Consider the following 14,342-nt stretch of genomic DNA (forward strand, 5'->3'; position numbering starts at 1 on the left):
GCCGCTGGCCGGCTCTGCAGGGTTCATGGGAGCCGGCCAGCGGCCGGCACTACCGGTGCCCGAGCGATGCAAGATAGGTGCCCGAGCGATGCAAGGTCGATGCCCGAGCGATGCAAGGCAGATGCCCGACCGATGCGGTCCATGCCCGGGCAAATCGGCGTCAGCATGCCCGGGCAAACCGCCGTCAGGGCGCGACGTCGATCCGCATCTGGAAGGGAAGGCCCGCTGCATCACTCGCCGCGATGATCATCGCGCGTGCCGCTTCCAGTGACGGCGTCGGCGGTGCCAGGCGCGGGCGGCGGTCCAGCGTGCAGGCCAGGCCCACATCCAGCAGCGCCGCATGCGCCTCGTGCAGCCCATCCCGGGTGCCGCCGGGCAGCCACGCGATATCGGCCAGCGCGTCGATCAGGCTCGGGGTATCGCGCGGCAGCACCACCTGCGGATGCACGCCGGCACTGTCCAGCACACCGGTCTGCAGCAGGAATTCCAGATCGACGATACCGCCCGCGCCCTGCTTGAGATCGAGCCGCGCGGCGTCGCTGCGGTCGAGCTCGGCGCGCATGCGGGCGCGCATCTTCAGCACATCGGCGTAGAGCACCGCGTTGTCGCGCGGGCGCGCCAGCGTGTCTGCGCGCACCCGTTCGAAATCGGCCAGCAGCGAGGCATCGCCGGCAATCGCACGGGCACGCACCAGTGCCTGGTGCTCCCAGGTCCAGGCGCGTTCGCGCTGGTATTCGGTGTAGCTGGCCAGCGAAGACACCAGGGCGCCTTTGCCACCGTCCGGGCGCAGGCGCACGTCGATGTCGTACAGGCGGCCGGCGGCGGTCACCGCGCCCAGCATCGCCATCACCTTCTGCGCCAGGCGTGCGTACCAGCGGCCAGGATCAAGCGGGCGCGCACCGTCGCTGCTGTCCTGTCCGGCCGGGTGATCGTGCAGGAAGACCAGATCCAGGTCCGAGCCGAAGCCCAGTTCCAGTCCGCCCAGGCTGCCGTAGCCGATGATCGCGAAACGTCCGCCCGGTATGCCGCCGTGCTGGCGCTGCATGTCGGCCTGCACCAGCGCGAGTACGGTGACGACCACCGCCTGTGCGAGCTCGGCCAGTTGCCGGGTGGTGTCGACGGCGCGCTGGCGGCCGTCCAGCGTGGCCATCGCCATGCGGAAGCTCAGCGCCAGCCGGGTCTCGTTGAGCAGGCGCAGCGCGCCTTCGGGATCATCGATGGTCAGCGCGACATCGCACTCGGCCTGCATGCCCGCGGCATCCGGCATCGGGCCGGAGACGCGCACATCGAGCAGTTCGTCGAGCAGCAACGGGTAGGCGGCCAGCCGCTCGGCCAGCAGGGCGCTGCGCGCCAGCACGTCGACCAGCCGCGCCAGTGCGCTGGGTTGTTCGTCGAGCAGGGCGAGGTAGCTGGTGCGGCGCAGGATCGCCTGCAGCAGGCCGAGCACGCGCTTGAGCGCGGCATCCGGCTGCGGCGAGCGGGTGGCCGCATGCAGCAGCGCCGGCAGCACGCGGTCCAGGCGTGCACGCGCGGCATCGGACAGCGACTTCACCCCGGAGCTCTGCGCGAAATCGCGCAGGGATTGATCGGCGCTGCCGGCATCGAAGAAGCCGGCCTCGGCCAGTACCTCGGCGCTGCCGTTGTCGGGCAGGCCCCGCCAGTAGCTGGCCAGTGCATCCGGCGCGGCCTGGCCACGGCGCGGTGCGAGCAGGGCGGCGAACTCGGTGCTGACCCGCTCGCGCTGTACGTCGAGCGCGGCCACCAGCGCGTCCCAGTCCTCGTAACCGAGGCCGGCGGCGATGCGCAGGCGGTCGGTGGCATCGGTGGGCAGCGCGTGGGTCTGTGCGTCGCGCAGCATCTGCAGGCGGTTTTCCAGCCGACGCAGGAAGCCGTAGGCATGCAGCAGGTCGGCGCCGTCCTGCTCGGCCATCTGGCCCGAGGCGACCAGCGCCGGCAGCGCGTGCAGCAGGCGGCGTTCGCGCAGCGGCGCTTCGCGGCCCCCACGGATCAGCTGCAGCGCCTGCGCGAGGAATTCGATTTCACGGATGCCGCCGGGGCCACGCTTGATGTCGTCGTGCATCTCGCGGCGCGAGACCTCGGCGGTGATCGCGGCCTTCATCTCACGCAGGCCATCGAGCGCGGTGAAATCCAGATAGCGGCGGTAGACGAACGGGCGCAGGGTCTGCAGCCAGGCTTCACCGGCGGCGATGTCCCCGGCCACGGCGCGCGCCTTCAGCCAAGCGTAGCGCTCCCAGTCGCGACCTTCGCGCTGGAAGTACTGGTCCATGCCAGCGAACGACAGCGCGACACGGCCGGCATTGCCGAACGGGCGCAGGCGCAGATCGACGCGGTGGCTGAAGCCGTCCACGGTGGTGTCATCCAGCAGCCGCGCGAGGCGCTGCCCGAGGCGCGCGAAGTATTCCTCGGCCGCGAGCGGGCGCGCGCCATCGGATTCGCCGCCCTGCGGGTAGGCATAGACCAGATCCACGTCCGAGCTGAAATTGAGTTCGCCACCGCCCAGCTTGCCCAGCCCGAATACGACCAGCTGCTGCGCGCTGCCGTCGGCGGCCCGGACAACGCCATGACGGCCGGTGAATTCCTGCTCCAGCGCGGACAGCGCCAACTGCAGGCACTCTTCGGCCAGCCGGGTCGCGCCGGCGAGCGTGGCCGGGACGTCATCCAGCCCGGTCAGGTCGCGCCAGATCAACCGGGTGGAGGCGGCGGTGCGGTAGCGGCGCAGGCGCTGCTGCCATTCGCTGGGTTGCAGCGGGTCCAGCTCGGGCAGCGGCAACGGCGGGCAGCCTGCCTGCGTGAGGTGCGGCAACAGCGTCGGCTGGCGGCACAGGGTGTCGATGGCGAAGTCGCTGGTGACGGCCAGCGCGCGCAGCGTGTCCAGCACGGGGGCCGGCGGCGGCCAGTGCCCGGCATCGGTCAGCGACAGGGCCAGCCGCGCGAGCGCACGGTCGACCAGGGGAACAAGGGCGTCGGGGACGCGCGCGGGCGCGGCGAGGTCGGAAATCGGCATGAGGGGATTATGCCCGGCGCGGGTCGCCCTGCAGGGCAGAAGCGTGTTCACCGGTTGAGCGGTCATGCCCGGGCGCGTGTCGACGCGCGAAACCCCATCGGCGCCCCGATGTTCCGGAGGCGAGACATAAAAAAGCCCGCTTGCAGCGAACTGCCAGCGGGCTCTGCTCCCTCCCCCACGTCGGGATGCAGGTCGATCTTCTAGGGTCGGCGGAGAACTTGCACGCTGCACTGCAAAACAATACTTGCGGGTACAGAAGTAGGCCGGAAAGCTGAACAGGGAGGCGCCGATGTGAAAACGCCATCCCACCAAGGTAGAACCCCTGCCCCTGCGTGGATCGCCGATAATGGGGATCCCCCCAAAAACGTTGTCGTCATGTCTGTCGATCGCATTGCAAACGCGCGTCTGCGTGACCGCGTTGTCTCCGCCGAAGCTGCGGCCGCCCTGATCCAGCCGGGTGAAACCGTCGCCATGAGCGGCTTTACCGGTTCAGGCTATCCCAAGGCGGTGCCGGTCGCGCTGGCGCAGCGCATCGAGGCGGTGCACGCCCAGGGCCTGCCGTTCCAGATCAGCCTGATGACCGGCGCCTCGACCGCGCCGGAGCTGGACGGCGCGCTGGCCAAGGCCGATGGCATCGCGATGCGCATGCCCTTCCAGAGCGACCCGGATGCGCGCAACCGCATCAACGAGGGCAAGCTGGATTACATCGACATCCACCTCAGCCATGTCGCCCAGCACGTGTGGTTCGGCTTCTATGGCGACATCGACACCGCGGTGATCGAGGTCTCGGCGATCCGCGAGGACGGCTCATTGGTGCCCTCCACCTCGGTCGGCAACAACAAGACCTGGCTGGACCTGGCCAAGAAGGTGATCGTCGAGGTCAACGAGTGGCAGCCGGCCGGCGTGGATGGCATGCACGACATCTACTACGGCACCGCGCTGCCGCCGCACCGCAAGCCGATCCCGCTGGTGCACGCCAACGACCGCATCGGCGAGACCGCTCTGCGCTGCGACCCGGACAAGATCGTGGCGGTGGTGCGCACCAACGGCCCGGACCGCAACAGCCCGTTCAGCCCGATCGATACGACCAGCGAGCAGATCGCGCAGTACCTGATCGAGTTCCTCAAGCACGAAGTGGCCAAGGGCCGCCTGCCGGCCAACCTGCTGCCGCTGCAGAGCGGCGTGGGCAACATCCCGAACGCGGTGCTGGCCGGGCTGGCCAAGAGCGGCTTCCGCGATCTGAGTGCGTTCACCGAGGTGATCCAGGACGGCATGCTCGACCTGCTGCGCGACGGCGTGCTGAGCTATGCCTCGTGCACCGGCTTCGCGCTGAGCCCGCAGGCGAACGAGACCTTCAAGGAACACATCGATTTCTACCGCGAGCGCATCATCATGCGCACGCAGGAAATCTCGAACCACCCGGAACTGGTGCGCCGCCTGGGCTGCATCGGCATGAACGGCATGATCGAGGCCGACCTGTACGGCAACGTCAACTCGACCCACGTGATGGGCAGCCGGATCATGAACGGCATCGGCGGCTCGGGCGACTTCGCGCGCAACGGCTTCCTGTCTGCGTTCCTGAGCCCGTCGACGGCCAAGAACGGCAGCATCTCGGCGATCGTGCCGATGGTGAGCCACGTGGATCACACCGAGCACGATGTCTCGGTGATCGTCACCGAACAGGGCCTGGCTGATCTGCGCGGCCTGACCCCGCGCAAGCGCGCGCGGGTGGTGATCGACAACTGCGCGCATCCGGATTTCCGCGACCAGCTGAACGACTACTTCGACCGCGCGAGCCGTGAGAGTTACGGCAAGCACACCCCGCACCTGCTGCCGGAAGCGCTGTCGTGGCACCAGCGGTGGCTGGATACCGGGACGATGAAGGCCTGATGCTGCACGGTACCGACCAACGGTCGGTACCTACCGGGGGATAGCCGGTCGATACCCACCCGCGGGATTCACCGGTAGGCCACGACCGTTGGTCGTGGCGCACGCGACCCGGGTATCACGCGTTGCGCAGCGTTGCCAGCGATTCGGCCTGCAGCCGCTCGTAGATCGCGAACTCGTCCTCCACCTTCATGCCCAGCGCCTGCTCGAAGGCATCGCGGTTGGCATGCGCGGCGTAGGCACGTTGTTCGTCGCCGCCCAGGTTGGACTGGAAGATGCCCGCGGCGCTGACCGGCAGGAAATCCTCGTAGACGATTGGATCGGCACTGGCCAGGCCAGCGGCGATCAGCGCTTCGGCCGGCAGGTCACCCAACGCACCCGGGTTGGCACGACCGGCCTCGGTCAGGACATGGCGGTAGTAACCCAGGCCTTCGCGACGCAGGGTGTCGTGGTCATCCGGGAATGCGGTGAACGCCGCGGCCAGGCGGGTCGGGTAATCCTGGCCGGTGCTGCCGGCACCCCAACTGTCGCGCGCCTGCGCCAGCAGCTGGTCGTACAGCGCGCGGCCCTTGGGCGTCAGGGCGAGGCCACGCTGTTCGATCTCACCGAAGCGTGCGGTATGCGTACCGGCATCGCCGGCGTCGCCCGAGGGGAAGTGCACGGTCTCTTCCAGCGCCTTGAAGCTGGTCTGGCGCAGGAGGATCGGGCAGCGGCGCGGTGGCGGACCTTCGATCACCGCTTTGGCGTCGATGCCACGCGCGAGCATCCCGGCCTGCGCGGCGTCGATGTCCAGCGTGCGCGGGGTAAGGTGGTTGATGTGCGGACCGCGGAAGCTGACCACGTCGGCGATCAGCCGGTGCGCGTCATGCAGCGCGTGATAGGTGTCCAGCGACACCGTGGCGTCACCATGCCACCGGAAAGTCTCCAGCGCCTCGATGACGAAGCGGCGCGCATCGGCCTCGTCGAGGCCGCCCTCGCGTTCGGCCTGCGCGATCAGGGCCAGCGCGGTATCGGTGAAGATCCGGCGCTGGGCGAGAATGGCAGCGGACTGCTCGCGCAGCGCGACGTTCTCGATCAGCTCCAGCCGCAGCAGCGAAGTGAACACCCGGAACGGATTGCGGGCCAGCGCCTGCGCGGTGCGCGGCCGGAACGCGGTGGAGTGCACCGGCACGCCGGCCACGGAGAGGTCGTAGTAGCCGATCGGGTACATGCCCATCAGCGCGAACAGGCGGCCCAGCGTGGCCAGTTCTTCCGCCGTGCCGACCCGGATCGCGCCGTGGCGTTCCTGGTCGAGGCGGGCACGTTCGTCAGTGCGGTCCAGCTGCTCGGCCAGCGTCGGATTGGCAGTCAGCACGGCATCGTTGATCTCGGCCACCAGGTCGACCAGGGTGCCGTACAGCGGCACCTCGGTGCGGTACATGGTGGACATCGCCTGGGCGAACAGGCTGCGGATATCGTCGGGTGAAACGAAACGTTCGGTGCTCATGACGTACTCGGCAACGGATCACGGGGAGGGACAGCAGTCCGCCATTGTCGCCGAGGCGGTCGCGCGCGGCGATCTGCACAGCAGCAAAGCGGGCGGCAGGGTAGAGCCACCCCATGGGTGGCTGCACAGAATGCGATGGGCGCGAAGAGCATCCACGCATGGCGTGGATACGCGGTATCTCAGCGCGTCGCTGCGGCCGGGTCCGGAGTGGCCGCCGTGCGCCGCCGCTGCTCGCGGTTCCCCAGCTGGCGCTGCAGCGTGGCGTCGAGCTTCACCGGGCGGTCCCAGTGGTCGTGGCTGGCGACGATGGCGTGGCGCAGCGCGCGCCAGTGCAGGTTGGTCGGGGTGACCGGGAGCTCGGCGACCACCGCTTCCCAGCGTTTGGCCTCGCCCTCCTCCGGCACCGCGCGCGACCACGCCTGCACGCTCTCGCGGCAGGAATGTTCGATCACGTGCGCCCAGAAACAGGCGAAGTAGATGTCGCCGGCCTGCCAGCCGTGGGTGTGCATCAGCGCGGCGACGTAACCGCGCGAGACACCGGCGTAGCGCGAGACTTCATCCAGGAAGCTGTCCGGGTAACGCTCGGCGTAATGATTGATGTCCTGCAACTGGGTATCCACCCAGGCATCGCCGGTGTCCACCACGTAGGCGGCGGACTTCTCCGGGGTCTGCTCGGCCGCGGCCGCCCAGGGCAGCATCAGCAGCAGCGCGAGCAGGCCGGCGCGCATCATCCGGCCTGCGCGGCCTTGGCCTCGATGGTCCGCAGCGCCTGCGGCCAGTCGAAGGCGGTCGGCGCGTCGACCATGCGCGGCTCGTCGTCGGCCACGCCGTGCTGGGTTTCGTGCGCCCAGGTCACCGCGTACGGGGTGTGGATGCCCCAGCCGCCAAGGGTGATCACCGGCTCGATGTCCGAGCGCAGCGAATTGCCGACCATCACGAAGCGCTTGATCGGCAGATCGAACTCTTCCAGCACGCGCGCATAGGTTTCCGGGTCTTTCTCGGAGACGATCTCGATGCGCGGGAACAGGTCGCGCAGGTTGGCCACCTTGATCTTGGCTTCCTGGTGGAACAGGTCGCCCTTGGTGATCAGCACGACCGGGTAATCGCGGGCGATCTCGGTGACCGACTCACGCACACCGTCGATCAGCTCGACCGGGTGGCGCAGGGTGTCGTGGCCGATGTCCAGCATCTGCTGCAGGTCGCGGGCGCTGATGGTCTGGTTGGTGATCTCGATGGCCGCTTCGACCATCGACAGGGTCATGCCCTTCACGCCGTAGCCGAACACACCGAGATTGCGCTGCTGCACTTCCAGCAGGTGGCGCGCGGTCTGCGTGTCATGCACGTCGATGTAGCGCGACAGGATGTCGAGGTAATCCTGTTCGGCCTTGCGGTAGAAATCCTCGCTCTTCCACAGCGTGTCATCACCGTCAAAACCGACCAGGCCGATAGCGCCTTGCGGCGTGGGCAGGGAAGTCATCATCGGCCAAGGATACCAACAGCGGCCGAGCCGCCCCAAACGGCGACGCAAAAAGAAAGGGCGGCCGAAGCCGCCCTTTCCCCCTCACTGCGCTACCGGTGTCCCCGGTCCTTACTTGCTCTGCTGGGCGCCGTTATCCGCGGCCTTGCCCTGCTGGGCGGCGACGTACGCCTTGTATTCGTCCGGCGAGAGCTCGCCGTCCTTGTTGGTGTCGGCCTGGTCGAACACCTGGGCGAGGCCCGCGTTCACCTGTGCCTCGGATTTGCTGATGGTGCCGTTGCCGTCGGTATCGACGCTGGCCCAGGTCTGGCCACCGCCGCCGCTGGCCTGCGCGGAGGCCTGCGCTGCGGCGTTGGCCGCGGTATCGGCTGCATCTCCGGCCTGCGCCGCCGCCTGCTGCGCCTGGGCGGCCTGGTTCTGGGCCTGCGCGGCACTCTGCTGCGCCGACTGGGCCATCGCCGGAATGGCCAGCACACTGCCTGCGGCGACGATCAGGGCGATCAGGGGCTTGCGGATGCGAGTAGTCATTGGGGTGGTCTCCTTGGTAGTTGTTGCGCGGCCTGTTGTTTCCGCACGGCCCCACACTGCCACCCCGTTTGTGAATCGACATTGCCCCTCGATCGCCCTGCGCACGCGGCCTTAACCACTCGCGGGAATGCGTGCAGTACCGCGCTGGTTAGCCGCAGGTGAGCGGTTGGTAACGCACCCATTCATTGAGACCGCATTTAACCGGAAGCGAACGCAATCTCACGCGACGTTGCTGTTTTTTTCGCCTGAGCGGGAACTGAACAAAAGCCAGCCCAGCGCAACACCGCCGATCGCGCCGGCCACTTCCAGCACCACGCGCGAGCCGAGTTCGTTCGGATCGTGGATGCTGGCCAGGAACAGCCGTGCATACAGCGGCGACTCCAGCCGCATCATCCCCATGTAGAAGAGGTTCCAGGCATCGATGCCGGCCGAGGCCACCACCGCGATCACGCAGGCCCAGCCGATCGCATGGCCATCGGTCCAGCCTGCCCAGCGGCACAGCCGGTGCCACAGCGCATACACCAGCAGCCCGACCAACAGCGCGATCAGCCCTGCCTCCAGCGTTCCCAGCAATCCAAAGTGCAGCGGCAGGTTCATGGTGGTCCGATCCGGCGGTCAGCGCACAGTGTAGCGGTGCGCCTCAGCGGACCGGCACGTCGTAGGCGGTGGTCGGCGCCGGCTCGGGCTGCAGGGTGAAATGCCACCACTCCATCGGATAGTTGGCGAAGCCCCGCCGGGCCATCGCCTGGCGCAGCTGCTGGCGGTGGCGGCGCTGCGCCGTGCTGATCTCCGGCGCATCGGTATGCGCGCGCGGGCCGAAGAAGTCGAACTCGGTGCCCATGTCCACGGCAGCGCAGGCACCCTGGCGGCAATCGAGCAGGGTCAGGTCGACCGTGGCGGCCCGGCTGTGGCCGGAGGTCTCGGCGATGTAGCCACCGAGCAGGGCTGGCTTGTCGAGGTCCGGGTACTGTTGCGCCTTGCGCGACTGCTCGTGCGGATCGTGTGCCCAGGCGACGAAGGCCTTCACCGCGTGGGCCGGGCGATAGCAGTCAAAGAGGCGCAGCGCGAACCCTTCGGCACGCAGGTCTGCTTCCACCTGCGCCAGCGCGGTGGCGGCCGGGGCGAGCAGATAGCACTTGGGCGCGTCATAGCCGGGCACGCGTTGCCCAGTGAAGTTGTCCGCGCCGGCGTAGCGGATGTCCTGTTCGATCGCCGGTGCCAGCGTGCGGATGTCGACCAGTCCGGCCTCGGCCACATCGCGCGCGGGCGAGAGCGTGACCGCTGGCGCTGCCGCGTGGGCGCTCCCGACCAGCAGCGCCAACAACAGCGTGCTACGGGCAATCACCGATGCGGGTGAAGTGCAGGTCCTGGTAGTCATAACTGAAGTCGATCTCCGGATCGATCGCGGCCAAGGTCAGGGCGGGCGTGGCGCCGGGCTGCAGCTGCAACCACGGCTCGGCATCGGCCCCGAGCGTATCCCACTGCACCAGCCAGCGCGTGCCGAGCTGCATGACCTGGCCGCGCAGCATCGGCGACTTGACCACGCTGAAGCGCAGCGCGCCCTGCTCCGGACAGAGCAGGGCCTCGCCCAGCCACGGGTCGCGGTAACGGCCCTGCGCCGACACCGTGGTGCGGAGCGAAGCCGGCCGGCGCGCGCGGGTATCCGGTCGTACCTTGCCGTCATTACGGCGGTTCGCACGCTCCTGTTCCAGCAGGGTCAGATAGTGGTCCACGTCGGCCGTGTCCTGCGCTGCGGTGTAGTGCTTCAACGCTACCTGCATCAGTGCGGTGCGTGCGTCCTCGGCATCGCTGTTGATCAGGATCACCACGCCGGCCTTGCGGTCCGGCAGCAGCGCGAGCGAGGAATACATGCCGGACAGCGTGCCGGTGTGCGCCACCTTCCACTGCCCGTCCATGTCCGACAAGCGCCACCCGTAACCGTAGGCCGAGACATGCGCGTTGTCCCAGCGCCGCTGCCGCTCGCCCAGCGGCATCGGCATGTGCGCGGTCCACAGGGCGCGGCGCTGCGCCGTGCCCAGCCAGCCGGGAGCGAGTGCGGGATCGAGCAGCACCTGCATCCAGCGGGTCATGTCGCGCAGGCTGCAACGGATGCCGCCGGCCGCCATCGAGGTCAGATCGGCGCTGGTCCCGCCGTCGGCGCCCTGCGCCACGTTGCGGCCGTCCTTCCGCGCGTGCGGCTGGGCGACGTTGCCGACCGCCGCGACCGACCACGCGCCGACCTGACAGCGATCCATCCCCAGCGGCGCGAACACTTCCTCGCGCAGCAGTTGATCGTAAGGCTTGCCACCGGCGGCAGCGGCGACCTCGCCCGCGACCACATACATCAGGTTGTCGTAGGCGTAGCCGCTGCGGAAGCTGGTGACCGGCCTGAGATGGGCCAGGCCGGCGATGATGTCCTGCCGGGTGAAACTGTTGGGCTCGGGCCACAGCATCAGGTCGCCCGCCCCCAAGCCGAGGCCGCTGTTGTGGATCAGCAGGTCACGCACCTGCATCTGCTGCGTCACCCACGGGTCATGCATGCGGAACTGCGGCAGGTACTTGATGACCGGGTCCTCCCAGCGCAGTTCACCGCGCTCGACGAGCCGGGCGAGCAGCGCGGCGGTCATCGCCTTGCTGTTGGAGGCGATCTTGAACAGGGTGTCCGGGTCGATGGGGTCGCCGCTGCCGGCGATCCGCTCGCCGGCAGTGCGTTCGTACACGACGCGCCCGTCCTCCACCACGGCCATGGCCAGGCCCGGCAGCACGGCACGCGTCCGGGTCTGGTCGAACATCCGGTCAAACGACGACGGCGTCGCCGCAGCGGTGCTGGCCGCCATCCCGAGCCCTGCCAGCACCGCCGTCCACGCCCACTGTTTCCTGGCGCTCATGCCATCAATAGTTCCAGGTCACCGTGAGCTGTGCATAGCGCGGCGACTGGAAGCCGGTGCCATACCCATAGAGCGGGTTCGGCGTGCCGATGCTGTCCTGCGGCTCATAGTCCTGGTCCACCGAGACGATGCGCTGCTGGTTGAGCACGTTGTAGACCGCCAGCTTCACGTTGATGTCCAGCGGCACCGGAATCCTGTACGCCACGCTCATGTCCAGATCGTACGTCCACGGGGTACGGCCATCGCCGCCGCGCGGAGAATGCACGAAGACCCGCTCGGACGGCACCGAGGCCTGGCAGTTGGAGACGCAGACGTAGTAGCTGTGGAAGTCGGTGTCATCGAACGGATTGCCGGCGCCGAAGCGGGTGATCGGGCTGCCCGACTGGATGCCCAGCGTCGCCGCCACGGTCAGGTTCTCGGTCACCGCGTAGCTGCCTCGGAACTTGAACTGGTGCCGGCGATCATTGGCCAGGTAGCCGTAGCCGCGGTAGTTCACCCACGGATTGTCGAAGTTCTCGGTACGCCCCGAATCGGCGAAGTCGGTATCGGAGTTGACCGGTCCCTCGGCGTTGCCACGGCCGTAGGCGAGCGTATAGGACGCGTTGAAGCCCCACACGCCGTCCCATGCGCGGTCGACCTGCAGTTCCAGGGCCTTGTAATCACGCTTGGGCTTGACCCAGCCGCGCTGGCCGACGTAGTTGCCGTCGTCGTCGTACAGGGCCCAGCCTTCGCGCGAGGTGTCGATGTCGATCCAGGCGTCGTTGCTGCCATCGCAGTCGCTGTCGCCCCAGACGGTGTTGGTGCGGCCGGGATTGCCCATGATCCAGACCCCATCGATCGCCCCGCACTGGCCGGTGGCGGTGATGTTCATGTCATCGATGGCGTTGTTGAGGCGACGGTAGGTGACGCTGGCGCCGACCGACCACGACGCGCTGAGCATGTGCTGGAAGCCGAGGATGGCTTCATCCTGGTAGACCGGATCCATGTCCCGGTTCACTTCGGCGCGCAGGTCCGGCACGCTGCCGTCGCCCTGCGAGTTGTCCACCGGCCCGATCTGGCCGCCCAGGTTCGGCACGTTGTTGCTCGCGCCGCTGTAGCCCAGGAACTCGTACCAGGTGCGCTCATCCAGGAAGCCACCGGCCTGCTTGATGTTGATCACGTTGGCCACGGGCAGGAAGTAGCGGCCCAGGTTGCCGAACACCTTGGTGGTGCCGTCACCGCGCACGTCCCAGGCAAAGCCCAGGCGCGGGGCGATCATGTCGTCGATCTTGATGTAGCTGTCGCCGTCGCCGCCCTTGTTGTCGAACCCTTCCACGCGGGCGCCGATGTTGAGCAGGAGGTTCGGCGAGACCTGCCAGTTGTCTTCGATGTAGTACGCCGAGTTGATGGTCTCGAACGAACCGGCCACTTCGTAGCGGCGGGTGCGCGCGACCAGTCCGCTGGCCGGGACCACGCCGCCGTTGAGCGAGCTGCCCGGGGTGCGGTAATAGATGTCATAGCGCAGCCCGCCCGGGCCGGGGTAGGCCCGCTCGTAGTCGGAGGTGTTCTCTTCGCGGTCCATGCCGAAGCGCAGCAGATGGTTGCCAAGCGACCATTCGAAGTCGGCACGCGCCGCCTTGCGGGTATCCAGGGCCGATTCCAGCTGCGAACTGCTGGTGCAGCTGCGATCGCCCTGCAGATCGGTGGGCACGCCCTGGCTGGCGGTGCGGTTGTCGAACACCCGGTTGCAGTTCTCGTCCATGAGGCTGCTCTGGGTGCGGTTGCGCTTGTTCTCGCCGTACATCAGCTTCATGGTCAGGTCGTTGTTGACCTGCCAGCTGTAGGTGCCGGACCAGTTCTTGCCGCCCACGGTGTTGTAGACCTGGTTGGTGCGGTCGCCCACTGCCAGGCCGGTGTCGTAGTCGTACTTGTAGACGTCGGTGACGGTATCGCTTTTGTCCGAGAAGCCGAACAGCGAGAGCATCTGGTTGTCGGTGATCTGCCAGTCCAGCTTGCCGCCCCAGAACGGATCGTCGGCGGTGCCGCGGTTGAGCACGGTGCCGGCATCGTTGGTGGAGTTGGGCTTGTAGTCGCGTGCTTCGTACATGCCGAAGAAGAACAGCTTGTCCTGCACCAGCGCGCCGGAGGCGAACACGTTCAGCGCGCTGCGCGAGTAATCATCGCGGCTGGCGGTGATGTAGCGGCTGCCATCACGGTCGTAGCGGTCACGCGCCTGCGACTGCCAGGCGCGCGGTTCCAGTACCAGCTCGGCGCCGGCCTTGAAGTCGTTGCTGCCCGAGCGGGTCACCGCGTTGATCACGCCGCCGGTGCTGCGCCCGAACTCCACCGAATAGCCGCCGGTCTTGACCTGGAATTCCTGGTAGAACGCGAACGGCACCGAGGAAAAACCGACCCGGTTGTAGAAGTCGGTGACATTCAGGCCATTGATGTAAACGGTGTTCTCGGCGACCGACGAGCCGCCGAAGGAAATGCCCTGCCCGCCCAGCGAGCCTTTGCCTTTGACGGCGCCCGGAGCCAACAGGGCCACGGCGGTGATGTCGCGGTCCACTGGCAGGCGCGAAAGTTCCTCGCGGGTGATGTTGGTGGCCGATTCGGTCGACTTCACGTCCACCATCGACACCACCTGCGGCGCGCGTACCTGCACCGTGCCCAGCGTGTTGACGCCGCTGACCGGCACATTCACCGTTGTCGCACTGCCGAGGCCGACATTGATCTGGCCCACCTGGGCGGGCGCGCCGCCGGCCACGGTCACTTCCAGGTCATAGGTGCCCACCGGCAGCAGCGGGATGCGGTAGCTGCCATTGGCCTCGGCCCTCACCGAGCGGACGAACCCCGTGGCGGGATTGCGCACGGTCACCGTGGCGTTCTCGAGGCGCTGCCCGGAATCGGTGATCAGCTTGCCGACCACGGCACCGTCCTGCGCCATCGCCGCCGGCGCCAGGCTGCCGAGGCAGGCCCCCAGGGCAACGCACAGCGCCGCCCGCTTCAATCGATTTACGTTCATTCCCTGCTCTCTCCTGCAGATGTGGAATCGTGGATACCGCTGTTTAC

The 14,342-nt window shown here is 67.9% G+C and carries 10 protein-coding genes; 1 reads left to right on the forward strand and 9 read right to left on the reverse strand.

Going from position 1 to position 14,342, the window contains the following annotated elements:
• Nucleotides 1–184: 184 nt before the first annotated feature.
• Nucleotides 185–3,025 carry a bifunctional [glutamate--ammonia ligase]-adenylyl-L-tyrosine phosphorylase/[glutamate--ammonia-ligase] adenylyltransferase gene (gene glnE / locus ABE434_RS17665; RefSeq protein ID WP_346479736.1) on the reverse strand — a complete coding sequence of 947 codons (2,841 nt, stop codon included), beginning with the start codon at nucleotides 3,023–3,025 and terminating at the stop codon, nucleotides 185–187.
• A gap of 375 nt (nucleotides 3,026–3,400) precedes the next feature.
• Here glnE and ABE434_RS17670 point away from each other — a divergent pair, with 375 nt between their 5' ends.
• Nucleotides 3,401–4,915 carry an acetyl-CoA hydrolase/transferase family protein gene (locus tag ABE434_RS17670; protein WP_070471520.1) on the forward strand — a complete coding sequence of 505 codons (1,515 nt, stop codon included), beginning with the start codon at nucleotides 3,401–3,403 and terminating at the stop codon, nucleotides 4,913–4,915.
• Between the two features lie 115 nt (nucleotides 4,916–5,030).
• On the opposite strand, the gene ABE434_RS17675 is transcribed toward ABE434_RS17670, so the two are convergent.
• From ABE434_RS17675 to ABE434_RS17710, 8 genes are all read right to left on the reverse strand, one after another.
• Complete coding sequence (locus tag ABE434_RS17675) at nucleotides 5,031–6,398, reverse strand: VOC family protein (RefSeq protein WP_346479737.1); 1,368 nt, start codon at nucleotides 6,396–6,398, stop codon at nucleotides 5,031–5,033.
• A 179-nt stretch (nucleotides 6,399–6,577) separates the two neighbouring features.
• Nucleotides 6,578–7,129 carry a hypothetical protein gene (locus ABE434_RS17680; RefSeq protein ID WP_346479738.1) on the reverse strand — a complete coding sequence of 184 codons (552 nt, stop codon included), beginning with the start codon at nucleotides 7,127–7,129 and terminating at the stop codon, nucleotides 6,578–6,580.
• Complete coding sequence (locus ABE434_RS17685) at nucleotides 7,126–7,878, reverse strand: HAD family hydrolase (RefSeq protein ID WP_123731350.1); 753 nt, start codon at nucleotides 7,876–7,878, stop codon at nucleotides 7,126–7,128. The genes ABE434_RS17680 and ABE434_RS17685 overlap by 4 nt, the downstream gene beginning before the upstream one ends.
• A 108-nt stretch (nucleotides 7,879–7,986) precedes the next feature.
• Nucleotides 7,987–8,403 (reverse strand): EF-hand domain-containing protein, encoded by a 417-nt coding sequence (locus tag ABE434_RS17690; protein WP_346479739.1) that lies wholly within the window; start codon nucleotides 8,401–8,403, stop codon nucleotides 7,987–7,989.
• Between the two features lie 219 nt (nucleotides 8,404–8,622).
• The gene (locus ABE434_RS17695) at nucleotides 8,623–9,000 is read right to left on the reverse strand and encodes a hypothetical protein (RefSeq protein WP_346479740.1); all 378 of its coding nucleotides are present in this window, start codon (nucleotides 8,998–9,000) and stop codon (nucleotides 8,623–8,625) included.
• Between the two features lie 43 nt (nucleotides 9,001–9,043).
• Nucleotides 9,044–9,781, reverse strand: a complete 738-nt coding sequence (locus ABE434_RS17700; RefSeq protein ID WP_346479741.1) for a M15 family metallopeptidase — start codon at nucleotides 9,779–9,781, stop codon at nucleotides 9,044–9,046.
• The gene (locus tag ABE434_RS17705) at nucleotides 9,735–11,291 is read right to left on the reverse strand and encodes a serine hydrolase domain-containing protein (RefSeq protein ID WP_346479742.1); all 1,557 of its coding nucleotides are present in this window, start codon (nucleotides 11,289–11,291) and stop codon (nucleotides 9,735–9,737) included. Before ABE434_RS17705 ends, ABE434_RS17700 begins: the two co-directional genes overlap by 47 nt.
• A 4-nt stretch (nucleotides 11,292–11,295) precedes the next feature.
• A complete protein-coding gene (locus ABE434_RS17710) occupies nucleotides 11,296–14,295 on the reverse strand; it encodes a TonB-dependent receptor (protein ID WP_346479743.1) in 3,000 nt (999 codons plus the stop codon).
• Nucleotides 14,296–14,342 lie beyond the last annotated feature (47 nt).

The organism is Stenotrophomonas sp. TWI1183 (assembly GCF_039673115.1).
Classification (GTDB): Bacteria; Pseudomonadota; Gammaproteobacteria; order Xanthomonadales; family Xanthomonadaceae; genus Stenotrophomonas; species Stenotrophomonas maltophilia_AA.

What these genes read in the sequence shown, in the direction of transcription:
- glnE (WP_346479736.1), bottom strand. Translation starts at nt 3,025, where the DNA reads ATGCCGATTTCCGACCTCGCCGCGCCCGCGCGCGTCCCCGACGCCCTT.
- ABE434_RS17670 (WP_070471520.1), top strand. Translation starts at nt 3,401, where the DNA reads ATGTCTGTCGATCGCATTGCAAACGCGCGTCTGCGTGACCGCGTTGTC.
- ABE434_RS17675 (WP_346479737.1), bottom strand. Translation starts at nt 6,398, where the DNA reads ATGAGCACCGAACGTTTCGTTTCACCCGACGATATCCGCAGCCTGTTC.
- ABE434_RS17680 (WP_346479738.1), bottom strand. Translation starts at nt 7,129, where the DNA reads ATGATGCGCGCCGGCCTGCTCGCGCTGCTGCTGATGCTGCCCTGGGCG.
- ABE434_RS17685 (WP_123731350.1), bottom strand. Translation starts at nt 7,878, where the DNA reads ATGATGACTTCCCTGCCCACGCCGCAAGGCGCTATCGGCCTGGTCGGT.
- ABE434_RS17690 (WP_346479739.1), bottom strand. Translation starts at nt 8,403, where the DNA reads ATGACTACTCGCATCCGCAAGCCCCTGATCGCCCTGATCGTCGCCGCA.
- ABE434_RS17695 (WP_346479740.1), bottom strand. Translation starts at nt 9,000, where the DNA reads ATGAACCTGCCGCTGCACTTTGGATTGCTGGGAACGCTGGAGGCAGGG.
- ABE434_RS17700 (WP_346479741.1), bottom strand. Translation starts at nt 9,781, where the DNA reads ATGACTACCAGGACCTGCACTTCACCCGCATCGGTGATTGCCCGTAGC.
- ABE434_RS17705 (WP_346479742.1), bottom strand. Translation starts at nt 11,291, where the DNA reads ATGAGCGCCAGGAAACAGTGGGCGTGGACGGCGGTGCTGGCAGGGCTC.
- ABE434_RS17710 (WP_346479743.1), bottom strand. Translation starts at nt 14,295, where the DNA reads ATGAACGTAAATCGATTGAAGCGGGCGGCGCTGTGCGTTGCCCTGGGG.